Below are 24943 nucleotides of genomic sequence, written 5' to 3' on the forward strand. Positions count from 1 at the left end.
ATCAGGGTAAACGTAGCGGAAATCTCACATCGACGGTGGACCGGTTTCTGGGGGGAAGGTCAACCCAACGGTAGGCATCTAGCGGCGCTCGAGGTGGAATACCGTTGCGCTCATGCATCAACTTGTTGAGCGCCTTGAGAACCGAGACCAGCTTGGTGATTTCGGAAAGCTGGTTTCCCCGTTTGCCCGCTGGGTAGCCGGACCCATCGAGTCGCTCATTTGCACTTTCTAGTACATCGCGGCAGACCGGACTGGGTGACCAATCAAAAGCGCGCAGTTTGTCCCGGAGCGCTGCCACATGCCCCTTCAACATCTCCTTCTGGTGAGGCTTCATATGCGTCTTGAGCGATAGCAGCTCCTGACTGACCAACATTGGCTTGCCCATGGTGTGCAGCAGCCCACCCAAGACGGCTTCGCGCACGTGAGGGGAGTGAGGATCGCGTAGCAGCATCATGTCGGCCAATTGTCCAGCAACCTGAACGGCATGGCGTACCCAGTCAGGCTCCTCACGCAGGAACGCGAGGGCATAGAGGAATGCCTTCCTATCCTGCCCCACCAGATACAGCAACGAGTCAACACAATCGTACAACGTCTCTTCGGGAAAGAAGTGGCGGGTCTTCATGTACATCAGGCCGATCTGAAGCTGATGGGCAACCTCTTGAACGCCACGTTGCATGGGGGTTTGGCGAGCGCGCTTCTGTCGCTCTTGCTCTTCTCGCTGCAGAATCTTCTTCTCCTTGGCGCCAGGAATAAACAGAGGGGAGTGGCTGGACACCTTGTCGTTGACCCCTGACCTATAAGCGGCCTCACGCTCCGTTTCCGCGACATAATGGAACAGGGCTTCCGTTTGGGGCGCCGTCAGGTTGATGAACTGGAGCCCCACCGCAGCATAGCCATGGTTGCCAAATGGGCGCATATGCCGGACGCAGGCTTCAGCGAAGAAGCTTGCCCCGTTGGGAAACTCCAGTGTGACGCCCGGTACGCTCTGCCCGACGGTGATGGCGATGCTATCGGCGATAGCGATATCCACCATGCAGCCGCCGACGGAAAGATTCCGCAATCGCCCCGGAATGCTGAGCTCATGAAGGTACACCTCGACACTGACCCGTGCTTGCATTCCCAGGATAAAAGGGATGCGAACCGCCCCACGACTCTCATGTACGAACACTGATTCCGGCAGCTGACAGACCAGGCGATAGGTCGTGCTATCCGTTTTTAGGATTTTCGTCGGCACGTTACTGAGACTGTATACCTCGCGTTCACTGGGCTCTGGTGCCCTTAAGGCCTCAATATCGAAGCTCAAGTGGCCGCCGCAGACATACTGCTCGATGTCTGAGCCACCGTACTCCGCTTCCAGCACCAGATGGCCAGCGTCGAGATCCAGCTCCGCGACTTCCGCCGGCAGGGCATAGGGCGCGTACTTCGAATACACCGACAGCTCGTGCTTGTGTTGCAGCAGGGCGCGAATTACCTGAGCTGAAGGGTTACCGGGGTGAGGCGTGGTGGCCGTGGGTATTTCCTGCTGTCGTTAGTATTCGTTAATCTTTTTTTAGAAACTCTTGAAATACATCTTTTCAGGGGCGGTCGTATTCGGATTTCAGTTCTTCTGCTGTCCGAGGCGTGGAAAACGCTTCATCACGTCAGGGACTGCTTAGCTACGGCAGAGGAGCTGCCGGCAGTAGGTCAGGTAGCGCCTGGAGATCTTCTAAGGGCATGGGTCTGGCGAAATAGAAGCCCTGCAGCAGGTCACAGTTGCGATCGATCAGATCTTGCTGCTGCTCAAGCGTTTCGACACCCTCGGCGACAACAGTCAAATCCATGTGATGGGCCATGGTAATGATGCCCTGCACCAGTGCAGCATTGCGCTGGTCCGTCAGGATGTCCCGGATAAAGGCGCGGTCCAGTTTAATCTTGTGAATGGGCAGATCACGCAGGTAGCTAAGGCTGGAATAGCCGGTGCCGAAATCATCGATAGCCACCGCGATTCGCATCCCACGCAGCATCCGGATCATCTCGATGGCCTCTGCTGCGCCTCCCATCAGGATGCTCTCAGTCATTTCCAACTCGAGGAGCTCCGGTGGTAGGCCTGTATCGTCCAGCAGTTGCCGTACTTCAGTAAGGAAGCCGTCACGATGGAACTGCAGCGAAGAGATGTTGACCGCCACTGGGAATATCCGCGCGTCGTTGGCGCGCAAGACGGCCAGGTCCTGGCAGGCTTGGCGCAGTACCCAACGGCCCAACGGAATGATCTGTCCTGTCTTCTCAGCTATGGGAATGAAAATCCCGGGGGAGACGAGCCCGTGACGAGGGTGATGCCACCGGACCAAGGCCTCGACGCTATATATTTGGCCACTGGCAGCATCGACAATGGGTTGGTAGTAGAGCTCGAACTGATTCTCACGTAACGCAGTTTGAAGATCATGGCGTAGCAGCACGTGTTCGCTGACGCTTCGCCTTACCTCCCCCCGATACCACTGCCACGTGTTGCGCCCTTGCCGTTTCGCAGCTTCCATGGCTAGACCGGCATGCTGTATCAACTCGTGTGCCTGGTCGATATCCTCGTCGCTGCAGGCTACACCGATACTGGTACTGATATGCAGGGCACGCCCATCGATGTCAAACGGCCGTTCAAGTGACTCCAGGATACGCTCCGCAGCGTCTACCGCTTCCTCACGGGTTGTGAAACTGGGCAATAGATAGACGAATTCGTCGCCGGTGACGCGGGCCAGAAGATCGCCGGGACTAAGCAGTTGCCGCAGACGGTCGGCGATGGCAACCAACAACTGGTTGCCTATCGGGTGCCCTAGTCCATCATTGATCGCCTTGAATCCATCCAGGTCGAGATACAGCACCGCTAATAGGCGCTGCTTTTTTCGACAGAGCCGGAAATCTTCCTCGAGCTGGTCATCCAGCAACGCACGGTTGGGTAAGTCGGTGAGCAAGTCGTGAGTGGCCTGATAGGCGATCTGTGCTTCCTGGCTGCGCTGCTGGGAAATGTCTTCCTGTATTCCAATGAAATGTGTGCAGAGCCCATGGTTATCAAATACGGGGCTAATGGCCAAACGGTTCCAGAAGGAGGTGCCGTCCTTGCGGTAATTGAGCAGCGTGACTTGCAGGTTGGTTTGTGTCGTTAAGGCTTGTCGAATAGCCCTGACGGCTACTGGGCTGGTCTCGCTGCCTTGGAGGAACCGACAGTTTTTGCCGAGCGCTTCCTCAGCGGCATAACCCGTCAGCTGACTGAAAGCCTCATTAACGTAGACAAGCGGCATATCGTGCGAGGCTTCGGCCATGAGCACGCCATTGGGGGTAGCCTCGATGCCCCGCTGTAGCAGATGCATCTTGGCCTCCTGACGTTTGCGATGTGTGATGTCATGGCAAATGCCATAGACACCGACAATTTCTCCTTCAACAGTCACCGGAAAGTTGGTGACCTCAAGGTGGTAGGCCCGACCATCGGCATGAATACCCATGGTTTCGTAATAACGGGAGGCGCCGGCTTTGGCGGCATCGAAGGCGGTTTGGGTCAATTCGCGATAGCTGGGCTCGACGAACTTATTGAAATGTCGTCCCAGGAACGCCTCCTCCGGAAAGCCTGAAATCCGCTCAAGGGCCCCGTTGCAACGCTGGAATCGCCCCTCAAGGTCGAATTCATAGACGCCATCTGGGTGATTCACAAACAGGGAGCGATGCCACTCGGCCAAGGTCCGGTGGCGACGGTTGTCACGATCCTTAAGAATCGCCAAAGCGATGAGCGCCGCGGCTTGGCGCAAACGGCGCTGACTCAGCTCACTGGGCGCCTTGGGCTTTCGATAATAGGTGCCGAACGTGCCCAACAGCTCGCCTTGGGTGGTGAGTACGGGACTTGACCAACAGGCACGGAGCCCTTCGGCAAGCGCCGCGCTGCGGAAAGATTCCCAGCGCGGATCCGTTTGGATGTCCTCCGTAAACACGGGACGACGAAGGTAAGCGGCGGTACCGAAGGAGGCAACCTCCGAACCGACGGGGACATCCTGAAGCTGTTCGACATAACGATCTGAGAAGCGTTGGCTGGGGAACAAACTCAGTGAGCAACGTGCCGAATCGAAGCGCATGAAGGCGACGACAGCATCGGGGAGTATAAAGCCAATCCAGTGAGCAATCGCATCCAGGGTCTGCTCAAGCGGTGCCTGCTGAGCAATCAATTCATGGATCTCTTGCTGAGCCTCCAGCAAGGGCAAATCGTCGGTCACGCCTGTGCCTCCATACATGCCCCTCCCCGAATGTTAAGAGGTCTTAGAAAACTCAGTTCAATAGTGCAGGAATTCAGAAGGCTAATCAACGAAATCAATCATAAGTCAAGAAAAGCATGCAACTATTTGATATTTAATATATATTTTTCCGATGTGAGGGTTTGGGCAGCATGTTTGGGCAAGGGTGATATTGATTTCTCTGGTAGTTAACGGTAGCTGAAAGCCTATCGGCCGCAAGCGATAAAACTTTAGCTGTGGAAGTGACGGCCACGGCCTGGTGGAGGTCAAGACCAAGTTGCCCAAGTACCAGATCGAGCTGCTCCTGGCCGATGAGCTGCCCCAGGAGCACGTGGCGCAGTGCCAGGGCGGCCTGTGGGTCAGCGAGCGAGAGTGGATCGACTTCGTCAGCTACTGGCCCGGCATGCCGCTCTTTGTGAAGCGGGCCTATCGGGATGAGGCGAAGATTCGCTACATCGCGGAGCGGGTCGAGGCGTTCTACGAAGAAATTGAGCGCCGTATGGCCATGGTTATGGCGGCCTGAGGGGCGGCCATGTACAGTCGTTAGCTGAGTGCCGGCGGTCTCGCCGGCACCTACCGTATCACCGACACGGTGACCGAAGCGGAGCTCTTGAGCATCGCCAAGGCCTTCGCCCGTCGCCGCCTGGCTAAGTGGCGCAAGATCACCCAGCCAGCGCTAGCTTTCGAGTACCTGCAGATCCTGCTGCAGGACTACGAGCACGAGGTGTTCAGTGCCATCTTCCTCGATAGCCAACATCGCGTCATATGCTTCGAGGAGTTGTTCCGCGGCACTATCGACTCGGCCAGCGTCTATCCACGCGAGTTGGTCAAGCTGGCCCTGGCCAACAATGCTGCCGCCGTGATTCTGGTCCACAATCAAGTGGCGACCCCGACCCCAGCGATGCGGACCGGCGTATTACACAGCGACTGAAGGACGTGCTTGGGTTAGTGGACATCCGCGTCATCGATCATATCGTGGTGGGGAGCGAAGGCTGCGTGTCGTTGGCCGAGACGGGGAGTCTGTAACGGCCTGAACCTGAACGCAATATAATGCCGGTGCTACTCCTGAGGGGTTGCACCGGCATGCTGGTGGACCTTTTTTTCTCCGCTACATGGTAGATGGCCAAACCATTCGGTCTCCCTTGTCAACCAGCTCTCCGGAGTCATCATCGCCGAGGCGCCGATCACCGGCGACTACTTCGGCATGGAGCAGCGACCTTTTCGAGGCGTTTGGCCTACCGGCACCTGCCTCATAACTCGTGGAGGGGAAATTTTAAAAGCGTGTTCATTATAATCAGTGGCTTATGCTTATGGTTGACGAGCTCGGGGTTCTCAGGGGTCACCCGCACGGATAGAATTCATGCATGGTATTGTCGAGACAGAATTCTCAATGAGGTAGATTGTGACCGAGCTGAATTTCCTGGATTCATAGAATAACCGCAGCACTTTGGACACTACGGTGGAGGCAGGAGGGCCAGCGCCGGTACCCTCCCTGCTTTACCGACCAAAGTGAAGCAGAGCATGGGATACCGACAGCTGACCCAGACCCAACGATACCAGATCCACGCCCGCTATGACTTGGGTATGAGCCAGCGGCAGATCGGCAGGGAGCTGGGCCTCCACAGCAGCACGATCAGTCGTGAGCTGCGCCGCAACACCACCTCCGGTGGCTACGATCCCGAGCAGGCCCAGGCCCTGAGTGATCACCGGCGCCGTACAGCCTGGAAGTGGACGAAGCGCTTGCCGAGCATGATTGCCGCCGTTGTCGGCCGGCTGCGTGAGGAGTGGAGCCCACAGCAGATCAGCGGCTTCATGGCGCCCTTGGCAGGCGTCGGCGTCAGTCATCAGTGGATCTACTCCGTGATCTGGGATGACAAGGCGCAGGGTGGCGATCTCTGGCGGTATCTCCGTCAGCCCAAACGGCGCAGCAAGCACCGAGCCCAGGCCAAGAGCGCAGGGCTGGGCAAGATTCCCAACCGGGTAGGCATCGAGTACCGCCCGGCTGAGGCCAATGACCGGCATTTCATCGGCCACTGGGAAGGGGATACCGTGATCCATGGGCACAAGCAATCGGGACTGGTCACGCTGGTAGAGCGCCGCAGCGGCTACCTGCTGGCAGCACGGCTGCCCAGGATATCGGCGGAGCTGACACAAGCGGCCATGATCCGCCTGCTGAAACCTCGCCGAGGAGCGGTGCAGACCATCACCCTGGACAATGGCTCGGAGTTCGCTGGTCACCAAGCCGTGGCCGAGGCGGTGACCGCCGCGACCTACTTTTGTGACCCCTACTGCTCCGGCCAGCGAGGGAGCAACGAGAATACCAATGGGCTGATACGGCAGTACTTCCCCAAGGGAACGGACTTCCGACAGGTCACTGATGCCGAGCTCAGGAAGGTGATCAAGAAGCTGAATGACCGCCCCCGAAAGCGTCTCGGCTATCGTACACCGGCACAGGTGTTCCAGGGAGAATACTCAGGAGCCCTGAATACCGCAGGTGCTGCGCTTATTGCTTGAATTCAGGAAATGCACAAAAGCCGTTTGCACGTCATCTTCTGTCTTGTGCTGGAATACCATGACCTAATATTCAGCATCGGATTGGAGATGTTTGGCGAAGTCTCGCATCAGGTCGCGCTGTGAGCAGTCTGACATTTCGATTTCCATGGCAAGTAAAAACTGATAATGGATTGGTTATTAAAACAAAAGCCCGTGGCAAGCGCGGCCTGTAGTTATCTAAATACGGATTCAAAATCCACCGCGCTCATGTACTTGTTGGTTCATGTCCGACCGCAAATTCTGCCATCAGCGCATGGCCAGAACATACGTGCTGGTTCCCCTGCCGACAGAGAAGGCCAGCCAGCTCGAAGAGCTTCTGCCTCAGTAATGGAAAATCGAACGGCTATTTATCTGCGAGGGGTGATGGATTTACCTACTACTGTTCAACATGGCTTACGAATCGGTACGCGGCTAAGGTGGTTATTTTCCGTGGCTAGTTTCTGCAGTAGTTTACACAGTGTTTTCTTTTCATTTTCACTTAGTGGAAAAAGTAATTCTTCTTGAACGTTCGCCACGGCAGGTTCGGCGGAACGACGAAGACGCCTGCCTTCTTCAGTCAGAGAAACCTGCTTAGAGCGCAAATCCGCTTGACTGCGTTGCCGGATCAATAAGCCGCGTTCCTCTAGCTTTTTAACCACAACGGCTACTGTGTTGCGGTCTAGGGCGGTGTGGCTTCCCAAAGTAATTTGGTCAACTGGACCCAGCTCTTCCAATGCGGCTAGCGTAACATATTGTAGCTGGGTCAGGTTATGTGCCTCGCATTGGCGTAGGAAAATTGCCACGCTTATTTGATGGCAACGCCTCAGCAGGTTTCCTGGCATTGTGTTGGCTTGTGATAAGGGATTGCTAGCCATGGCATCTTGTTCTCTATGTTGGACATATTTCGTGGCCAATGCGACACGGTTTACGAAATGTAATATATCTTTGTCGAAATGGAAAAAATCGCATAGTTGTATGCAAAAATTGAAGGCTTAGATTTATTCTACATCGATCATGAAACGATCAAAAAATATAGCTAGTTCGTCATGAGCCTGTAGGGGCAAGACATGAGCAATATGCTGGTCAGGCCGCACGATCACCAGACAGCCGCTCTCCCGGTCGACTCCGCGCAAGTCGAAAATGTCTTGGTCGTTCTTAAGATCGGGGCAGAACACCTTTTCATAATCATGGAGGCCGTAGCGTCCCTTTCGAGGCCAGAGCATCTGAGGGAAGTCATCCAGAGAGAGCTCGCGGAATCCCTGTTGGCAAATGGCGCGCAGGTCGAACACCGAGTCGATGTCGTCGCATGCAGGTGTGAACCTACGCACCGGTGAGTCGGGTGATTCACTCAAAAACCGGCACAGCCGACTGAGGCCTGACTCCGGCGCGGTGGGGTCGCTGGCACCCGCGAATGCGAACAGTCGCCAGCGACCATCTGCTGTCACTGTGTGACCTAGATGCATGGGCTTGGCATCCGCCAGCCGCACAACGGGTGCAGAATGGAAACGTGTGCCAATTCCAAGACCGCTTGCTAGGTGCTGGTGGGTCGGGTCGGCGGAGATCAGTGAGGGTGAGTACTGAATGGCTGTGCCGGCGGTGAAGCGCCCCTGTTTGATGAAGTACTTTTGAAACTCTTTGGGGTCCACACCGTCACCCTTGTCCTCTGGAGAACCCTTGGGTGGGGCACTGAACATCTTGGCGAATTCTCGATCGAAGTCGATCAGCTCCTTGGCCACGGTCTGGCGCTCGGTGGTATAGGTGTGCAAGATCTCCGGTGTGCATTTTCCTTGCAGCACCGAAGCCAGTTTCCACCCTAGATTGAAGGTGTCGCGCATGGAGACGTTCATGCCCTGGCCCGCCTTTGGGCTATGGGTGTGACAGGCGTCTCCAGCGATAAAGACATGCGGGAATCGCTTGTCAGCTTCCTCGGCAGGCACATCGTCGAACTTGTCGCAGAGGCGCTGACCGATCTCGTAAACTGACCACCAAGCGATTTCCTTCACGTCTAAGGTATAAGGGTGCAGGATGCGCTGCGCCGCGGCCACCAGCTGGTCGGTGGTGATGTTGCGGCTGGCGACGCGCTCGCATTCATTAAGTTTATCTAATTCGATGTACAAACGCGTCAGGTAGCCGCCTTCCCGCGGTATGATCAGGACGTTTCCAGCATTGCCGGAGTGTATCGCCGCCTTCATGCGGATGTCTGGGAAGTCGGTGACTGCCAGCACATCCATCACGCCCCAGGCCTGGTTGGCGGAATCGCCCTGCAGGGAGCGTCCCAGGGACTTGCGCACCGCGCTGCGTGCGCCGTCGCAGCCCACCACATAACGAGCCCTCACGTTTTCCACCTCGCCCTCATGAGCAGGGTCGATCCGCTCTAGTGTAACAGTTATCGGGTAGTCCTCAGCGTGTAGGGTGGCCGCTTGCGATTTGATGTGGTCGATCGCCACATCAATTACGCGGCGGGAGTAGTCGGGTTCCAACTGGGTAGGAGATTTACGCATCAGCTCCAAATAGAAGTCGTGTACCCGGGCCTGGTTGAGCACTGTGTGAGGGAATTCGGAGAGATCGTCCTCGGTGTCCTGTGTACGGCCATGGCGCATGATGTTCTTGCGGTTTGCCTCATCCGGCTTCCAGAATACTGTCTCGTTGATCCAGCAGGCTTCATTGAGAACCTTATCGACGAAGCCGAAGGCATTAAACATCTCCATGGTGCGGCAGGCGATGCCATCGGCCTGGCCGAGCTTCAGCGGGCCGTCCTTTTGCTCGACGATGCGCGTCCTGATTTCGGGGAACGCCGATAGTTGGGCCGCCAAGGTCAGACCAGCCGGACCGCAGCCGACGATCAGCACATCGACTTCCTCGGGCAGGGTATAGGTATTTTTAAGCTCACCGACAGGCGCGTGGACGGTCGGGTCGCCAGTCTGGACTCCGTTGAGATGAAATTGCATAGAGGCCTCGACGGGTTACGGGAAATTTAATCACTATTGTGCTTATTACGCTATAGCTTTGTCCGCTATTCGCAATACGACTTTTTGCTACTGCAGCTCAGCGGAACCGCTCTGCTAGGTATCAGGGCTAGCCCAGGCGTATTCGACCTTCGTCGATTTGGCTATCGCTCTTCGTCATCAAGATTGAAGTGCTGGATGGCGATCCGACAGGTATACGTCTGTTGTGAAAGGGCATTGAGGACTTCCGCAATACTGAGAGGTGCCAAGGTGTTGGGGAGATATACCCTCATCGGCGCACGTCGCTGGTGCTGTGACGTAACGAGGAGTGCGGTATGCGCTGCCTGTACCATGGCTGGAAGATGGACGTCAAGGGCAATGTCCTCGAAATGGCCTCCGAGCCGAAGTAATCGAATCTGAACGAGCAGGGCAAGCAAAAGATCTATCCGGCCCCTAATAAAGCGTCGGGTGTCGTGTGGGTGCTTCATGGGCCGAACCGAGGAAAAGCCGGAGTTCACGTCCTCCAGTGTCGCTGGCGTCATAGTTATCGTGTTCTTGGCCGCTGCCACAAAAGGCTCGGTCCACTAAACGCCATGGAGTCGGTCAAGCACGGGTCTCATTACGTGCATACAGCGATGCCACCGCTGGCCAAAGGCTCGTCTCATCCTTCGGGTGTACAACTTCGCGAGCAATATCCGCTCGCTTGGCAACGGCTGCGTCGTCGACGAGGCGAGTCTGACCAAAGCGACAGATTAACTCACCGCGGTCGCTTATCGCGAGGGCTTGGCGATCGGTGCGCCTGTCGAGTATGACGAGAAGTCTTACGTGCATCAGATCCCAGGCGGCGTGATCTTCAACCTGCGATACTAGCTGCAGAAAGTCGGCATGGAACATTGCCTGGCTGAAACCTCGAGAAGTTGCCCGCATTCGTGCCGAATTTGGTTAACCGATCGAGGTTGCTCCCCTGTCATAGTTCGTTGAGAGATGACAGCTCTGCCATGTGAGTCTAATTATTTTCCCTTCACCTCATAGCGCCATTAAATCGTGCAGCCGTGCTCCGAAAGGTTGCTTAGGCGAGCGATGTGCAGCTTGGCGGAGGTGGGGCACGTCAGTTTTAGAGTACCCGATACACCCAGTATGCGACTTTAGTCTGTTTGACATGGCCGCTTGAGGCGCTATGGTTAGGCATTGAAGTTAGATATCTAAGTATATCGGCGAGAGCTGATCGTGTAGCTCCCTAACCCTTGGAGACCGTGCCTTATGCTGACACAAGAAGAGAATGACTTGCTGTGCCGTGTTGAAGGTCATGCCCCTATGGGGCAAATCATGCGTCGTCACTGGCTGCCCGCTTGCCTATCCGAGGAAGTCGAGGAGCCAGACGGTGATCCGATACGGGTTCGACTGCTCGGTGAGGATCTGGTGGCCTTTCGCGATACCGAAGGGCGCGTGGGAGTACTAGACGAGATGTGCCCTCATCGGCGTGCGTCGCTGGTGCTGGGGCGTAACGAGGAGTGCGGTCTGCGCTGCCTGTACCATGGCTGGAAGATGGACGTCGAGGGCAATGTCCTCGAGATGGCCTCCGAGCCGCCGGAATCGAAGCTGACCGAGAAGGTCAAGCACAAGGCGTACCCCACCCACGAGGCGGCCGGTTTTGTCTGGGTTTACATGGGGCCACCCGAGGAGCAGCCGGAGTTTATGCCGCCTGTGTTTCAGCCGACGCCGGAAACCAAGATATCCATCTCCAAAGTAATTGTCGATTGCAATTGGGCCCAGATCCTTGAAGGCGCTATAGACTCGGCTCACTCCTCAAGCCTGCATTCCACCGACATGGTGCCAGCCCGCAAGGATGGCGCCGAGGCAACCGACAAGCTCTGGCTGCGTCCATCCACGGACAAGGCACCGCGTCTTCAGGTGCAGCCCACGCCGTTCGGCTTCCGCTACGCCGCGATACGTCGTCCGATTAAAGATGCAAAGACGCATGATTACGTGCGCACCACATTGTTCATCGCGCCCTACACCGTTCAGATTCCACCGAACAACCTCTACGATATCGCGATTCTGCACGTGCCCATCGACGACACGCACACCGCGTTCCACTTCATTGCCTGGGGCGACGCGAGCACTACGCCTGATACCGAGTCCTGGCGTAAGTTCCTTGGCACCCAGATTGGCATAGATGTGGACAAGCATTTTCGAAAGTTCCGCACCCGTGAAAACAACTACTGGCAGGATCGCCGCATCATGCAGCTTGGTACTAGTTTCACCGGAATCAAGGGCATTCCCAACCAAGATATCGCGATGTGGGAAACCATGGGGCCGATTGCCGATCGGACGCACGATCGTCTCGGAGCGAGTGACTTGGCGATAGTCGAATTCCGTCGCCAAATGGTGCAGGCCGCCAAGACAATACAACAAGGAGGGTCGGCTATTGGCACCAAAGAGCCACGAATTCCGTATTACAAGCTCAAATCCTTCCAGGGAATTGTCCCTAAAGAAGAGGATTGGCGTCAATTGGGTACCGCTCCCGAAGAGGCAGAATTGTATGAAAGTGAGCCGCAGCACTCCTGATGGTAGGTAGTCGATACGTTGAGTCAAGGATAAAACCATTTATGTTGCTGAACATCCCGACTCACAGATAAGAAAACAGGAGCCCTGATGAAAAAATTGGAACTTTCGGTTGCCGTCGGCAACTACGACCGCGTGAGGCCACTGATAGATGGAGAGGTGCAGATAGATGGTGTGGAGCCCGTGTTCCTGCTACATGACCCGGAGGAGATCTTCTTTCGCGCCTTTCGGCATGCCGATTTCGATATCACGGAACTCTCGCTGAGTAGTTACACAGTGAAAACAGCAGAGGATAATTGTCCCTATGTTGGGGTACCCGTCTTTCCCTCTCGCGCGTTTCGGCATACTTCTATTTACATACGGACCGATCGCGGCATCGAAACGCCAGCAGACCTGCAGGGTAAGCGTATTGGTGTTCCTGAATATCAATTGACCGCCAATGTCTGGGCCCGCTTGTTCCTTGAGGAGGACCATGGCCTCCAGCCACGAGATATGACTTGGATGCGTGGCGGCTACGAGGAGCCAGGTCGGGTCGAGAAGATCAACCTCAATCTCCCCGAAGGAGTCCGCGTGGAAAACATTCCGGAAGGGGAAACGCTATCCGGCATGCTCGCCACGGGCGAATTGGATGCAGTAATGGGACCGCGAGCTCCGTCCTGTTTCACGCAGGGGCATCCTCATGTGGATTACCTTTACCGTGATCCTCAAATGGCAGCCTCGGACTGGTATCGGAGAACAGGCATCTTCCCCATCATGCATCTGCTGGGCATTCGCAAGACGCTTGTTGACCGCCATCCATGGCTACCGTTCTCCGTTTACAAGGCTTTCGAACAATCCAAGGCTAAGGCACTAGCGAAGCTCAGTGATACCTCGGCAACTAAGGTGACACTGCCCTTCATCGAGGACCAGCTTCAGGCCGCCCGGCGCCTGATGGGTGAGGATTTCTGGTCATATGGCTTTGCTACCAATCGACAAACCCTGGAGCGATTTCTCGAGCAACACCATGCGGAAGGACTGTCTAGGCGTCTCGTGAAGCCGGAGGAACTGTTTCATCCCGCTACGCTGGAAAGCTTCAAGATCTGACCGGACCTTGGGATGGAAATATCCGTCGCACAGCGACACCTTACAAAAATAAACGAAGCCCCGTATAACCAATGTTGACGCCAGTACAAGAGGTGAATAAATGAAAGTATCAATCAAGAATTCCGTGATGGCCATGGCCCTTGTCGTTCCTGGATTGATGATGAATGCTGCATCTGCCCAAGAATACAATCTTACTGTGGCCGGAGCCTCGCCAGGAGGACTGTGGTCGTTGCTCGGTGCTGGCTTGGATAGTGCCCTGAAAGCAGAATATTCCGGTTCGACGGTGACCTATCAGACCTCAGGGGGTGGCATCGCCAATGTGGCTGTGTTGCAACGCGGTGACGCTAGCTTGGGAATTGTAGAAGATGCCGTGCTGCAGCTGGCTCGTGATGGGGAAGACCCTTTCCGAGAAGCTGTCAATGATGATATCCGGGTACTATCTTACCTCTACACTTGGGCGCCGATGCAAGCTGTTATAAGGGAGGAGTTTGCCGAAAAACATGGTATTTCAAGCTTCGAGGATATTGCCGAAGTTAAGCCGCCGATCACCATTGCCATAAACAAACGCGGTAATATTGCATCGAGTGTTGCTGAAGCCATGTTGGAGGCCATCGGTGCAGGACCCGAGGAAATCAAGAGCTGGGGAGGTGACATTATCTATGCCGCTTCCAGCGAGCAATCTGGCCTGATTCAGGACCGTCGTATCGACATGTTCCTGAATAGCCTGTTCGTGGGACAAAGTTCGATAATGCAGGCGGCATCAAGTGTCGATGTGAATCTGTTGCCCTTGTCCGAGGACGTCATACAGGAGGTCACAGAGAAGACGGGAACCAACGCATTCACGATTCCTGGGGGAGCCTACGAGTGGGCGCCGGATGAAACGCCAACTGTGTCGATCAGCGCTACATTGGCTGTGCGAAGCGATATGGACGAAGCCATGGCCTATAACCTCACAAAGGCCCTTTATGAAAACTATGAAAAGATTTCTGGCGTTCATCCTGCTATGGAAAGCTTGACTCCGGAAATAATGGCGAATGTCGAGGTTGTGCCCTACCACGATGGCGCCGAGCGTTACCTCAAGGAAGTCGGACTCCGCTAATCGGCAAAGAGTATTTCTGCTCAGAGGTTTGTCAATGAATCAGTTCTTCTCGAATGTAACGGGAACCGGTGCCAAGCGAACTCTCACGGGCAAGCTGGGAATGGCAGTGCATGGATGCGCTGCCCTCGTAGCGCTGGCCGTCATCTATACGACGACGATTGTGTATGTGGACCTATATGCAATGATGGTCGTTTTCCTTTCCGCCATGCTGGCCTTACTGTTTCTTAATGTGAGCGCTGGGCCAGAGGGGCGTCAGGACCGCCCTAGCGTGTTCGACTGGTGTCTTGTCGTGGCGAGTATCGTTGTAGGCCTCTATTTTCTAATGGAAAGTCAGCGGATCGTTGAGCGCATCACTTTGCTGTTCCCTCTTGAGACCTTTGACTTGCTGGCCGCCAGCGTGCTCCTAGTACTGACCATCGAGGCAACAAGACGTACGGTTGGCTTTGGCCTGACCAGCGTCGTCCTGGTCTTTGTCGTCTATAATCTTTGGGGGCACGACTTACCGGGAGCACTTGGTTTTCGGGAGGTCAGCTACAACCACTTTCTCGATATTATGATGTTTACATCGGATGGTCTGTTCGGGGTGCCACTTCGCGTCGCAGCGACCTATGCCTTCCTGTTTGTAATGTTCGGAACCTTTCTGTCCAAGGCGGGTGGTGCCGACTTCTTCTATAATCTGGCCTCTGCGGTTGCCGGCCGTAGAACCGGGGGGCCGGCTAAAATTGCCGTCATTTCCTCGGCACTTTACGGTACCATGTCAGGGAGCCCAACCTCGGACGTCGTCACAACGGGCTCCGTTACTATCCCGATCATGCAGCGCCTCGGATATAGTAAGCCACTATCCGGTAGCGTAGAAGTGGCTGCCTCAACCGGTGGAAGTCTGCTGCCCCCGGTCATGGGATCTGCAGCTTTCATCATGGCGGAGTATACGGGTATCGAGTATCGCAATATCGCCATTGCCGGTATCATTCCCGCACTGCTCTATTTCCTTTGCGTATATGCGCAGGTGCATTTACGCTCCCAGAAACTGGGACTGCGTGGACTGTCAAAGGAGGAAACTCCCCCCCTGAAGGCGACTCTCAAGAACGGCGGCCTGTTTATTCTACCGCTTGTCGCGTTATCGGTGGCTCTGTTGTTGGGGTATTCCCCGACCTTTGTCGCGGCGCTTGCTACTGCGGTGGTATTGATTGTATCGGCGGTCCGCAGTTCGACCCGGATGGGGCCTAAGGCAATTTGGGATGCCTTGGCCGTCACTACGCTACGCATGGTCTCCGTCGTCGCAGCCTGCGCAGCGGCGGGTCTGGTGATTGGAGGAATCTCCATGACGGGCCTGGGCGGCAAGTTTGCCGATCTCGTCTACCTGCTGGCTGGAGATACCGCTTTTCTGGCACTGGTCATCTCTGCCGTACTGGCGATTATCTTGGGCATGGGCATGCCGACTCCCTCGGCCTTCATCTTGGCCGCCGTTTTAGTGGGACCCACCTTGCTGGGCTTAGACTTCAGCGTCCTCCAGACCAATATGTTTATCCTTTACTTTGCCGTGCTCTCGGCCATGACCCCCCCGGTGGCTGTGGCCGCCTTCGCCGCATCGGCCATCGCAGACGCGAAGCCCCTAGAGATTGCCACTGGGGCCGTGAGGTTGGCCATTACAGCGTTCATCGTGCCCTTTGCCTTCGTGTATGGTGAAGGACTGCTGATGGTCGGTACTTGGACAGAGATTGCTTTGAGCTGTATCACCGCAATAATCGGTGTACTACTTCTGAGTATCGCAGTGGAAGGGTACTGGCGCGGGCCGTTTAGCACAATGCCGAGGCTAGGCTTCGGGCTGGCAGGGTTGCTGTTCATCGCCCCTAGTTGGTGGGCAGTAATACTGGCTTTGGTATGTCTCGGCTTGGCAATAGCCGCCACGCCTCATTTGCGCTTGCAAAATAAAGGTCCGAGCATGGGTTGAATTTTTTTGCGTTCATAACTTCATGGAGACAGGGGAGGAAGTTATACCCTGTCTTTTTTTTCTGTTTTCTGCGAGGTCAAGGTGGCCAGTTCGCAATCCTTACCTATCCTGCTGTCTCTGGCATCGTCACTGATGTTCGCTAGCACATTTTTTCTCATCAAGATGGCTGGTCAAGCATCATCATCTCTAGCTGCTATATGGGTTACCCTCAGCACTAACGTGGGCTTTCTCTGGTCATGGAGTCTGCTAAGGGAGAATGGTATTATCTCGCCTTCACCGGAGTGGCAGTATTTCGTTCTCGCTGGTATTTTTGCGCCTTTGCTTGGGCGAATGTTTCAGTTTCAGGGCATGGCAAAATTGGGCGCTAACATTACCACGCCTATTACATTGACACATCCGATTTTTACGGTGCTATTATCAGTTATTTTCTTGGATGAAAGTCTTGGTAGAGGAGCTCTTTACGGAATTTTTCTGGTGCTAGGTGGAGGTATACTTCTTGGCTTTCAGGGCGGACGGGGAACGATGGTTTGTACTGGTACTCCGTACAAATTTTTGTTATTGCCTTTGGCAGCATCCTTGGCTTATGGAGTGTCTGTTTTATTTAGAAAATTAGGGATCGATATGGGGTCGGACGCAGTCACTGCGGCAGCGGTGACGACCTCAACATCTTGGCTGTTATTCGCTATATATCTGGTGATTTTTAGGCCTTCAGGTGTTTTCACATGTAAGTCCCATGAGTTTATAAAGTTTGTAGGCGCAGGCGTGTTTTCGAGCCTGGGTCCTGTGTTTCTATATATGGCTCTGCAAGTAGGTAAAGTTTCCGTTGTTGCCCCCTTGGCTTCGACTACACCTTTTTTTGTGTTGCTTGTTACAGGTCTATACATGAGAAACGAAGAGGTCTTAAATAGATGGGTTGTTCTCGGCACCATTTTCACCGTATTGGGTGTGGTACTCATTGTATCATTTGGTATGAGTTAATAACGTAAACCTTGCAGGTGGGTTATATTTATGTATGAGATGGATATGAAAAGACTAGAAAGTGACATGAAAAATAATGTGGCCGCTGCGTTGGAGGAGGATATTGGTAGTGGTGACGTCACCTCTGAGTTAGTGCCGGGTGATTGTATTGGCAAGGCTGTTATTACAGCAAAGGAAAAAGCCGTGGTTTGTGGTGCTGATTGGGTTAATGAGGTTTTTTGTCAGATTGATCCTGAGGTAAAAGTTGTCTGGTACGTCACGGATGGTGATCATGTAGATGTTGGTCAAGAGCTTTGTCATATTTCTGGAAATGCGAAGTCAATTTTAACAGGGGAAAGAACGGCACTCAATTACCTGCAGACACTCTCGGGTACTGCAACTCGTAGCCATTTCTTTAGCAAGCTGATTGAAGGTACTGCTTCTAAGCTATTAGATACTAGGAAGACGCTACCTGGATTACGTTTGGCTCAGAAATATGCGGTATATTGTGGAGGCTGCTATAGTCATCGAATGGGATTGTATGATGCTTTTCTTATCAAGGAGAATCATATTTCAGCTTGTGGGGGTATTGCGAAGGCGATAGAACAAGCGAAGCGTCTGGTGCCCGCGAGGCCTATCGAAGTGGAAGTCGAAGACCTAAAGGAATTCCAGCAAGCACTTGAGGCGAGGCCGGACATTATTATGTTGGACAACTTCTCTGTAGAGAATATACGCACGGCAGTGAAGTTGGCAGCAAGAGGCGTGGCGCTCGAGGCCTCGGGAGGCGTGACCGAGACCACCTTGATCGATATCGCAAGGACAGGGGTCGATTACATTTCCCTTGGCACCCTGACCAAGGACCTGAAGGCGATCGATCTGTCCATGCGTCTATCGATGTAAAAGGGTGAGAGGCCAAAGGGGGACTGCCGACGTCGCTCGGATACTGAGCATGGTGTCGGCAGTTGCAGATTTTTTCGATGTACCGAGGCCTCAAATTCTTCCAAAGTGGGCCTGCGCCTGGCGGGCTCGCATTTTCCATAGTTGCCAGGGCCTTTCCACCTGCCCCTCGGTCGCCTCCCTGGCTGAGTTGGCCTCCTCGGGTGTGAGATATTCGATGGGGCCAAGGCGCAGTGCATCAGCTTGAAGCCGTGCATTCACCTCAACATAGATGGCTCGATAGACTGCTTGCTTCAAGGTTGGCCCGATAACTGTTGCGCCATGCCCGCGCATCAACACGACATTGTCGTTTCCTAGGGAGTCGGCAAGTGAAGCCCCCAGCGCACGATCCCGGATCAGCAGGTCTGTCGCCGTGCCAGCCGAGTCCCGGATCTCGAAGATTGGAGCACCTGCACCCAGAAAGCCGCTCATGTGGCACATTGGCCGTAAGGGGGTCGACTTGACAGCGCTGAAGGGGACGACGGAAGGCGAGTGACTATGCACAACCGCCATGACATCCGGTCGTGCACGGTAGATCTCTCCATGAATGAAGCGCTCAAGATAGACAGGCCGATCGTCGGCATTGATAGGGGTACCATCAAGATCGAATGTCAGGATATCGTCCGACGTGACGAGCCCGGGGGCCATGTTGCGCGCCAGCATAAACCGTTCGGTATTTTTCGGGTGTCGGATACTGACATGTCCGAAGGCATCAAGTACGCCTTCATTAAAAAGGATATGATTGGCATCCACCAAGTCCCTCAATAGTTCTTCTTTTGTTTCGGAGATCGTGACGGAGGTCGAATTATCGGTATTCATCGCTATTCCAAGAGTGGTGAATATTTAGGTGATGGTCTGGAGCTATTCGTTATCCTCGGCCAGGTTGCTAATAATCTTGAGCAAGGTGCGCCGTGTCACACGGAGGTCTTCACATTCGACACCCTGCACAGCAATATCATTGACTTCCTCAGCCAGTGGAATTAGGGATTTCTTAAGATCACGCCCTTTTTCCGTAAGGTAGATATGAATGTTTTTACGGTTACCATTGAGTTGTCGACGGACGATAAGCCCTTTTGCCTCCATCGCCTTCAGGGCGGTAAAGGTCGTGGGCTCCATCAGGCCAGCCTGTTCACTGAGCTCGCGTTGCGTCAAACCTTCCGTTACCCAGAGGATGCGTAGGAATGACCAGTGACCGAAACTTACCGAGTGCTCCGTCAAACGTGTTTGTAGGCTCTTTGTCAGAACTCGGCCAGCATCACGTATCAAGTGTGCTAGGCGATCGTCCGGCACATCCTCTTGCCAATGACGAAGTACTGTTTGCGTTTCCCGGTTATCAGTACGGGGCATTGTGAAATTCTCCAAGAAAGCAATATTTCCCTACTCCTACACAACATTATAACACCAATTCAGTCATGCTTGCTGGTGAGATAGCGAGATTTCACGGCCATCTCTTGCTGATTCCAGCAGCGCCAAACAGACTTCCATCGTGGCCATGCCCCACTCACCGGTGTGAATGGGGTTGCGATCATGGCGTATGGCGCCTATCAGTTCATCAAGGACTTCACGTCTCGGGATCTTCGGTGACGGTATAGTTTCCAGGTAGCGTCGAGTATGGGCATAGACCTGTACCCCTTGTGGTACGGGGCGAAGGTCGGCGCCATCGCAGGAAACGAGGATGAAGCCGAAATGATTGTGTGCCGCGTCTTGTAACTGGCTATTGGCCAGGGACAGGCCGGCACCGTAAGTGCGGGTATTCTTGAAAGTGGCCTCTTCTTCAGGCCCCTGAATCTTCGCCAACTTCGCCCTGGCGGTGCCGTACTGCCCGGGATCTCGGGCTTGGCCTAGTTCGCCTGACCAACCACAAAATTCATCGCTATCGAAATGTGCGAATCCGCTGTAGGTCATGCTGGCAAAGATACCATTATTGAAGGTGAGTAGGGCACTATAGGCGCCTTCCGTGGGGCGTGCTGGATCCCAGCTTCCAGTGGCGGCCCGTACACTTTTGACGTCCCCCCCACCGAGCAGGCGCACGATATCAACCTGATGGGCTGCTTGGCTGAAAACAACACCGCCACCCTGTGAGGTATCCAGCTCTTCCGGACGGCGGGGACGGTAGAGAAAGTCCGTGTAATTAAGTGCACTGATCATGCGAACCGCGCCGAAGTCTTTGCTGTCTATCAGCTCGCGAGTTCTAAGATAGGGCGCATCAAAGCTATGGCTGTGCCCGACGACCAGCCAGCATCCGGCGCGACGCATGGCATCGATCATGCTGTGGCAATCCTCGATTGAGAGCGCCATTGGCTTCTCGACCAGGACATGCTTGCCATGTGCTGCTGCCAGTTCGACATGCTCGCGATGAAATTGATGAGGAGTAGCGACATAAACCGCTTCAACATCGGGGTCGGCGCACAGGTCGGCGACCTCGGCATAGGTTCTCGCGTCGAAATCGGTTCTAAACTGCCGGCGAGCATCCTCTCGTGGATCGGCCGCGGCTACTAAGCGAATACCTGGATGGGCCGCGAGGGTAGGTAAGAGCAGCATGAAGCCACGCCCTAGACCGGCAACGCCGAGTTTCAAGCGAGGTACGGGCATTGTGAGCACTCCGTGGTGATGCAATGGATTATTCCGCTAGATCGATTACCAGTTCCTTCGTATAGGCGCGTGAGACACAAACCATGAGGTGATCCTGTCGCTCGGCTTCTGACAAAACCAGATCACGGTGCTCTGCTTCACCTTCCAACAGTCGGGTTCGACAGGAGCCGCAGGTACCACTCTCACAGGAGTAGGGCACTTGATGGCCGTTCACTCTCAACGCCTCGAGGATAGATACGCCTGCCGGTACCGGAATCGCCTCTCCGGTTTTGTGGAGGCGTACGGTGAAAGGTGTATCTTCAGCTGCGCTGGCCGACTGGCTCCCGCCGAAGTCCTCGAAATGCACACTGGAGGAAGTCCAGTGTCCGGTCATGTCGCGAACCGCTTCCATTAGTCCCCGAGGACCGCAACAGTAGATGTGGGCCCCTTTTGGCTGCTCAAGGATCGGCCACAGGTCATAGGAGTTGTCGGGATCGCCATGGTCGTGATGGATGACCACCTTGCCTCGGTACTCGGGGGCGCTGAGCTGCTCAAGAAATGCGGTTTGGGACGGCTCACGCGTTAAGTAATAAAGCTTGAATGGTTTGCCACCCGTTGCCTGCAGGTGAACAATCATCGAGAGAATCGGTGTGATGCCAATTCCACCGGCGATAAATATGTAGCGAGCAGGGTTGCCTGTTAGTGAGAAGTCGTTGTGCGGAGCTGATACCTTTAGGCGATCGCCTACTTGGGAATCGTCAACCAGGCTCCTCGAACCGCCAGTGCCATCCTCCTCGCGCTTGACCGCAATGACATACCGATCCTGCTCGTCGGGATCGTTACACAGCGAGTAATGTCTCACTTGCCCGCTGGGAGTCTCGACGCACACATGAGCGCCGGGTGTGAATTCTGGTAGATCATTGCCATCGGGATCAATGAGCTCTATGCGGTAGATGCCATCTGCGATCGCGTCCAGTGCGGTGACGAGCAGTTCGCTCATGGGAAGTTCATCGGAGGGGCTAGCCATAGGATACCCACCTTTCTTGTCGAGTGGCTGAATATACTTCTATATCTAAGTATTTTTTCGATAGTAATGCAAGGCAATATGATGCGACTTTAGTCGCATGGGTTGGGTGGCGCCTGCTACGTTCGACATGCTGCCAACCTCCTAAATATTTTGATCATATAGGTGTAGAGACGAGGGGGCAGGATCCACTGGTTATGGGCTACCTATCAAATGCCAACAAAACAGACTGAAGGACCGAAACCCACGATTGAGCATGGGTTTCTGTCAGTTGACAGAAAAGGGACACTTTCGGGGGATTAGTCTCGCCGTTTTCTAATTGTGAAAAAAATGACTTGCGTCAAAGAAAACTGCAAATTTCATCCTATAATGGTTAGATATAAAAGCATTGTGTGTTGCGTCCTTTTCATAGAAACATCTACCCGGAGTGAAATACATCATGAACATCTCTATCGATTATTTGGTGGCTGGGATGCATAGGGTTTCGAATTTTTTTTATAAACACTCATTGAGGAAAGTCGTTCTTGATATGCAGGATGGGTCTACCGAAGCCTATCGGAAAATGATTCAAGATGCCGGCTTCAGTTTTGAAGCTAGTTTTGAGCGTGAGATCGTGAGGCAACTTAATAATGGGGGGCGCTTGGGTATGATGCCCGCCGAAATGCTTTTGCCGGTGATGATGAGCCAGTTTGGGGTGGCGAGAAATGACTTTATTGACACCGATCCATCCCAGCTTGAAGCCTTGGAGGCAGCTTGCAATCACTGTCCTGTAGTTGGTGATTGCTGGAAGTCCATGCGCTCTGGAGCCTCGACAGCGGAGGCACTAAGTTTTTGCCCTAGCGCAGATATTTTTGAAAGATGCGGTAATGATAAAGTGAAGGTGTAGTCAAAGATGCATGCGCATGAAGAGAGCGCCTAGGCAATATGATCGCTACCGATCAGGTCGCCATCCCACTGCACGGTATTAAACGATTTCCGAGGACCTTCCCCTTGGTTTAGGTCCGCTACCAATGTGAGGATCCGCTGCTTCATGCGCACTTCTCGGCATACGCTACCGGTAGCAAATAGCCCAGCGAGCTGTGCGGTCTGACATGGTTGTAGTGAGTTCTCCATTCAGTAATTACGTGTCGTGCATCCGCCAGGCTCAAGAACCAGTGCTGATTGAGCAGCCGTCTCGGAACTTGCCGTTGAAGCTCTCGGTGAACGCATTCTGCGTCAGCTTGCCCGGCTGGATGAACGAGCGTCACCTTCCGTTCACGCGCCCAGAAGAACATTGCCTTGCTGGTCAGCTCCGGCCCGTTATCGCATACAATCGAGGCTGGCAATGAGCGCTGCTGCGCGATCTCATCCAGGAACCGGGCCAGCCGACGTCCTGAAATGGATGTGTCCGCCAGTTGCCCGACATACTCTTGGCTGAAGTCGTCCACAATGCTCAGCACACGAAAGCGACGACCCGAGGCCAGCTGATCCGACACGAAGTCCATCGACCAGCGCTGGTTGGGCCGGTCCGGCAGTGGCATCGATGTCCTTGGCCGGATTAGCCGCTTGCGCCGCCGGGTCCGAACTAGAAGGCCATGCTCGCAGTACAGCCGGTAGGTACGCTTGCGATTGAGCACCAAGCCTTCCTGACGCAACGGTGCGTGCAGCAGCAAGTAGCCGTAGCGGGGATAGCAGGTCGCCAAGGCTTGCAGGCGTGCCCGAAGCGGCGCATCGTCACGCGGTATGGCCTGGTATCGAGCCATTGATCTGGCCAGGCCCAGCAGCCGACAGGCGCCTCGCTGGCTGAGCCAGCCGCCTGTCACCAGGTGCTTCACCGCACGCCGCTTCGCTTCGGGCGTCACCACTTTCCCGAAACGTTCTCCTTGAGCGCGGCATTGTCGAGGGTGCTTTCCGCCAGCAGCTTCTTCAATCGGGCATTCTCGCTTTCCAGCTCGCGCAGGCGCTTGGCCTCCTAGACTTCCATGCCGCTGTACTTGGCCTTCCAGCGGTAGAGGGTCTGCTCGGTCACGCCGTTCTGCCGGGCCAGCTCGGCGATCGAGACGCCGCGCTCGTTGGCCTTGAGGATGCTGATGATCTGCTCTTCGGTATGTCGGTTTCGCTTCATCGCGAGATCTCCTGCTATCAGGATAAACATAGCGGAAATCTCACATTGATGGTGGACCGGTTTCTGGGGGATAAGGTCAACCAGTGTAAAATTTCAAGTAGATGAATTATCGACAAAAGCCCGTAGCAAGCGCGGCCTGTGGTTGTCGAAATACGGATTCAAAATCCGCTGTGGATGATCTCTTGTCCGAGAAGCTGAAGGGCTTGCAGGTGTCGAAGCGGGTCAACCGCGCAGAGGAGGGGAGCGACCAGAGTCTTGATGGCGACCCGTGCCATCGGCTCGATCTCCAGGTAGCGATCCAGGATGGCGTCAGTTAACCGGTCGGCGAGCTTGTCGGGATGGCCATCGGAAGCCGACTCGGAAGTGAACAGGTAGCCGCGGCTCACGAGCGGGCTTCACTTGCGCTGAGTGGCCAACGCCTCGAGTTCGGCACTGCCACCTTTGACGTAGCAGTAGCCAAACTCATTGGCGCTGTTGCTGACCATCAAGCGGTGGGGATTTTCCAGGACAGTTGGCATACCAGGCGGACGGTGACGGACCGGCAAACCCGGGCCTTAGGCCGAGGCGGCGAGCCAGCACGATGATCTCCGCCTCGGCTTGGGACTCGGCTTCCCTGATAAGGCGGTTGATCTCGGTCTTCAGCTCGCCGAGGATGCGCTGATGGGTGGTGCTGGTGATCATCGAGATCCTGCTCAACAACGCCCACGGTCATTGGGGTGACGTCTTTTACCCGGTGCGGTGAGATTCGGTGGTGCGCCTGCAAGGATAGCGATATGGGCCTCGCCATGATCTCAAGTCCCAGTCGGCGCCCCGGTGCCCCGGTGCCCCGGTGCACCACGCCCAAGATGAGAGAGCTGGGAAAAAGCGGGGCATCCTGCCCGGTTGCGTTTTGGTTGCTGAGTGGGTGAAATCGGTGTGAGCCATGTAAT

Annotated in this window: 21 protein-coding genes and 1 pseudogene; 10 read left to right on the top strand and 12 right to left on the bottom strand. The window is 54.8% G+C overall.

The genetic code is table 11. From position 1 onward, the window contains the following. Position 1: 1 nt before the first annotated feature. Both HNO52_RS05185 and HNO52_RS05190 read right to left on the bottom strand, forming a co-directional pair. Positions 2 to 1432, bottom strand: a complete 1431-nt coding sequence (locus tag HNO52_RS05185) for a PilZ domain-containing protein (RefSeq protein WP_232090576.1) — start codon at positions 1430 to 1432, stop codon at positions 2 to 4. A gap of 223 nt (positions 1433 to 1655) precedes the next feature. After that, positions 1656 to 4229 carry an EAL domain-containing protein gene (locus tag HNO52_RS05190; protein ID WP_232090579.1) on the bottom strand — a complete coding sequence of 858 codons (2574 nt, stop codon included), beginning with the start codon at positions 4227 to 4229 and terminating at the stop codon, positions 1656 to 1658. A 277-nt stretch (positions 4230 to 4506) separates the two neighbouring features. On the opposite strand from HNO52_RS05190, the gene HNO52_RS05195 reads away from it, so the two are divergent. From HNO52_RS05195 to HNO52_RS05205, 3 genes and pseudogenes are all read left to right on the top strand, one after another. Further along, positions 4507 to 4770 carry a PDDEXK family nuclease gene (locus HNO52_RS05195; protein ID WP_232090581.1) on the top strand — a complete coding sequence of 88 codons (264 nt, stop codon included), beginning with the start codon at positions 4507 to 4509 and terminating at the stop codon, positions 4768 to 4770. Between the two features lie 69 nt (positions 4771 to 4839). Further along, positions 4840 to 5273, top strand: a pseudogene (locus tag HNO52_RS05200) (JAB domain-containing protein). Positions 5274 to 5768: 495 nt separating this feature from the next. Then, positions 5769 to 6761 carry an IS30 family transposase gene (locus tag HNO52_RS05205; RefSeq protein WP_197568128.1) on the top strand — a complete coding sequence of 331 codons (993 nt, stop codon included), beginning with the start codon at positions 5769 to 5771 and terminating at the stop codon, positions 6759 to 6761. Positions 6762 to 7183: 422 nt separating this feature from the next. Here HNO52_RS05205 and HNO52_RS05210 read toward each other — a convergent pair whose 3' ends face one another. Both HNO52_RS05210 and HNO52_RS05215 read right to left on the bottom strand, forming a co-directional pair. Then, positions 7184 to 7654: a MarR family winged helix-turn-helix transcriptional regulator gene (locus tag HNO52_RS05210; RefSeq protein ID WP_197568129.1), complete on the bottom strand. Its 471-nt coding sequence runs from the start codon at positions 7652 to 7654 to the stop codon at positions 7184 to 7186. 123 nt (positions 7655 to 7777) lie between these two features. After that, the gene (locus HNO52_RS05215; protein WP_197568130.1) at positions 7778 to 9727 is read right to left on the bottom strand and encodes an FAD-binding monooxygenase; all 1950 of its coding nucleotides are present in this window, start codon (positions 9725 to 9727) and stop codon (positions 7778 to 7780) included. A 1257-nt stretch (positions 9728 to 10984) separates the two neighbouring features. On the opposite strand from HNO52_RS05215, the gene HNO52_RS05220 reads away from it, so the two are divergent. The 6 genes from HNO52_RS05220 to nadC all read left to right on the top strand — a co-directional run bounded on the left by HNO52_RS05220 (position 10985) and on the right by nadC (position 18279). Continuing rightward, positions 10985 to 12292 (top strand): Rieske 2Fe-2S domain-containing protein, encoded by a 1308-nt coding sequence (locus tag HNO52_RS05220; protein ID WP_197568131.1) that lies wholly within the window; start codon positions 10985 to 10987, stop codon positions 12290 to 12292. 87 nt (positions 12293 to 12379) lie between these two features. Next, the gene (locus HNO52_RS05225) at positions 12380 to 13372 is read left to right on the top strand and encodes an ABC transporter substrate-binding protein (RefSeq protein ID WP_197568132.1); all 993 of its coding nucleotides are present in this window, start codon (positions 12380 to 12382) and stop codon (positions 13370 to 13372) included. Positions 13373 to 13472: 100 nt separating this feature from the next. Beyond that, the gene (locus tag HNO52_RS05230; RefSeq protein WP_197568133.1) at positions 13473 to 14471 is read left to right on the top strand and encodes a TAXI family TRAP transporter solute-binding subunit; all 999 of its coding nucleotides are present in this window, start codon (positions 13473 to 13475) and stop codon (positions 14469 to 14471) included. 34 nt (positions 14472 to 14505) lie between these two features. Beyond that, positions 14506 to 16422 (top strand): TRAP transporter permease, encoded by a 1917-nt coding sequence (locus tag HNO52_RS05235; protein WP_197568134.1) that lies wholly within the window; start codon positions 14506 to 14508, stop codon positions 16420 to 16422. Positions 16423 to 16503: 81 nt separating this feature from the next. Continuing rightward, the gene (locus HNO52_RS05240) at positions 16504 to 17400 is read left to right on the top strand and encodes an EamA family transporter (RefSeq protein ID WP_197568135.1); all 897 of its coding nucleotides are present in this window, start codon (positions 16504 to 16506) and stop codon (positions 17398 to 17400) included. Positions 17401 to 17445: 45 nt separating this feature from the next. After that, positions 17446 to 18279: a carboxylating nicotinate-nucleotide diphosphorylase gene (nadC, locus tag HNO52_RS05245; protein ID WP_332107662.1), complete on the top strand. Its 834-nt coding sequence runs from the start codon at positions 17446 to 17448 to the stop codon at positions 18277 to 18279. 90 nt (positions 18280 to 18369) lie between these two features. On the opposite strand, the gene HNO52_RS05250 is transcribed toward nadC, so the two are convergent. From HNO52_RS05250 to HNO52_RS05265, 4 genes are all read right to left on the bottom strand, one after another. Next, positions 18370 to 19134, bottom strand: a complete 765-nt coding sequence (locus HNO52_RS05250) for a class II aldolase/adducin family protein (RefSeq protein ID WP_197568136.1) — start codon at positions 19132 to 19134, stop codon at positions 18370 to 18372. Positions 19135 to 19176: 42 nt separating this feature from the next. Further along, complete coding sequence (locus HNO52_RS05255) at positions 19177 to 19662, bottom strand: MarR family winged helix-turn-helix transcriptional regulator (protein WP_197568137.1); 486 nt, start codon at positions 19660 to 19662, stop codon at positions 19177 to 19179. A gap of 63 nt (positions 19663 to 19725) precedes the next feature. Beyond that, a complete protein-coding gene (locus HNO52_RS05260) occupies positions 19726 to 20907 on the bottom strand; it encodes a Gfo/Idh/MocA family oxidoreductase (RefSeq protein ID WP_197568138.1) in 1182 nt (393 codons plus the stop codon). Between the two features lie 28 nt (positions 20908 to 20935). Then, positions 20936 to 21886 (bottom strand): PDR/VanB family oxidoreductase, encoded by a 951-nt coding sequence (locus HNO52_RS05265; RefSeq protein WP_232090583.1) that lies wholly within the window; start codon positions 21884 to 21886, stop codon positions 20936 to 20938. Between the two features lie 463 nt (positions 21887 to 22349). Here HNO52_RS05265 and HNO52_RS05270 point away from each other — a divergent pair, with 463 nt between their 5' ends. Continuing rightward, the gene (locus tag HNO52_RS05270; RefSeq protein ID WP_197568140.1) at positions 22350 to 22796 is read left to right on the top strand and encodes a hypothetical protein; all 447 of its coding nucleotides are present in this window, start codon (positions 22350 to 22352) and stop codon (positions 22794 to 22796) included. 142 nt (positions 22797 to 22938) lie between these two features. Here HNO52_RS05270 and HNO52_RS05275 read toward each other — a convergent pair whose 3' ends face one another. From HNO52_RS05275 to HNO52_RS05285, 4 genes are all read right to left on the bottom strand, one after another. Continuing rightward, positions 22939 to 23754, bottom strand: coding sequence for an IS3 family transposase (locus HNO52_RS05275; protein WP_442907113.1), 816 nt, complete (start codon positions 23752 to 23754; stop codon positions 22939 to 22941). Between the two features lie 107 nt (positions 23755 to 23861). Then, positions 23862 to 24014 carry a transposase gene (locus HNO52_RS21420; protein WP_442907114.1) on the bottom strand — a complete coding sequence of 51 codons (153 nt, stop codon included), beginning with the start codon at positions 24012 to 24014 and terminating at the stop codon, positions 23862 to 23864. Between the two features lie 158 nt (positions 24015 to 24172). Next, positions 24173 to 24400, bottom strand: a complete 228-nt coding sequence (locus HNO52_RS21425) for an S-adenosylmethionine synthetase N-terminal domain-containing protein (protein WP_197568141.1) — start codon at positions 24398 to 24400, stop codon at positions 24173 to 24175. Positions 24401 to 24476: 76 nt separating this feature from the next. After that, a complete protein-coding gene (locus tag HNO52_RS05285; RefSeq protein WP_197568142.1) occupies positions 24477 to 24695 on the bottom strand; it encodes a hypothetical protein in 219 nt (72 codons plus the stop codon). Between the last annotated feature and the right edge of the window lie 248 nt (positions 24696 to 24943).

This window comes from Halomonas sp. MCCC 1A13316 (genome assembly GCF_014931605.1).
Lineage (GTDB): Bacteria > Pseudomonadota > Gammaproteobacteria > Pseudomonadales > Halomonadaceae > Halomonas.

Coding starts and splice junctions, on each gene's coding strand:
- HNO52_RS05250 (WP_197568136.1), bottom strand. CDS start 19,134: ATGAATACCGATAATTCGACCTCCGTCACGATCTCCGAAACAAAAGAA.
- HNO52_RS05215 (WP_197568130.1), bottom strand. CDS start 9,727: ATGCAATTTCATCTCAACGGAGTCCAGACTGGCGACCCGACCGTCCAC.
- HNO52_RS05285 (WP_197568142.1), bottom strand. CDS start 24,695: ATGATCACCAGCACCACCCATCAGCGCATCCTCGGCGAGCTGAAGACC.
- HNO52_RS05205 (WP_197568128.1), top strand. CDS start 5,769: ATGGGATACCGACAGCTGACCCAGACCCAACGATACCAGATCCACGCC.
- HNO52_RS05265 (WP_232090583.1), bottom strand. CDS start 21,886: ATGAGCGAACTGCTCGTCACCGCACTGGACGCGATCGCAGATGGCATC.
- HNO52_RS05235 (WP_197568134.1), top strand. CDS start 14,506: ATGAATCAGTTCTTCTCGAATGTAACGGGAACCGGTGCCAAGCGAACT.
- HNO52_RS05225 (WP_197568132.1), top strand. CDS start 12,380: ATGAAAAAATTGGAACTTTCGGTTGCCGTCGGCAACTACGACCGCGTG.
- HNO52_RS05255 (WP_197568137.1), bottom strand. CDS start 19,662: ATGCCCCGTACTGATAACCGGGAAACGCAAACAGTACTTCGTCATTGG.
- HNO52_RS05210 (WP_197568129.1), bottom strand. CDS start 7,654: ATGGCTAGCAATCCCTTATCACAAGCCAACACAATGCCAGGAAACCTG.
- HNO52_RS05230 (WP_197568133.1), top strand. CDS start 13,473: ATGAAAGTATCAATCAAGAATTCCGTGATGGCCATGGCCCTTGTCGTT.
- HNO52_RS05270 (WP_197568140.1), top strand. CDS start 22,350: ATGAACATCTCTATCGATTATTTGGTGGCTGGGATGCATAGGGTTTCG.
- HNO52_RS21420 (WP_442907114.1), bottom strand. CDS start 24,014: ATGAAGCGAAACCGACATACCGAAGAGCAGATCATCAGCATCCTCAAG.
- nadC (WP_332107662.1), top strand. CDS start 17,446: ATGAAAAGACTAGAAAGTGACATGAAAAATAATGTGGCCGCTGCGTTG.
- HNO52_RS05260 (WP_197568138.1), bottom strand. CDS start 20,907: ATGCCCGTACCTCGCTTGAAACTCGGCGTTGCCGGTCTAGGGCGTGGC.
- HNO52_RS05220 (WP_197568131.1), top strand. CDS start 10,985: ATGCTGACACAAGAAGAGAATGACTTGCTGTGCCGTGTTGAAGGTCAT.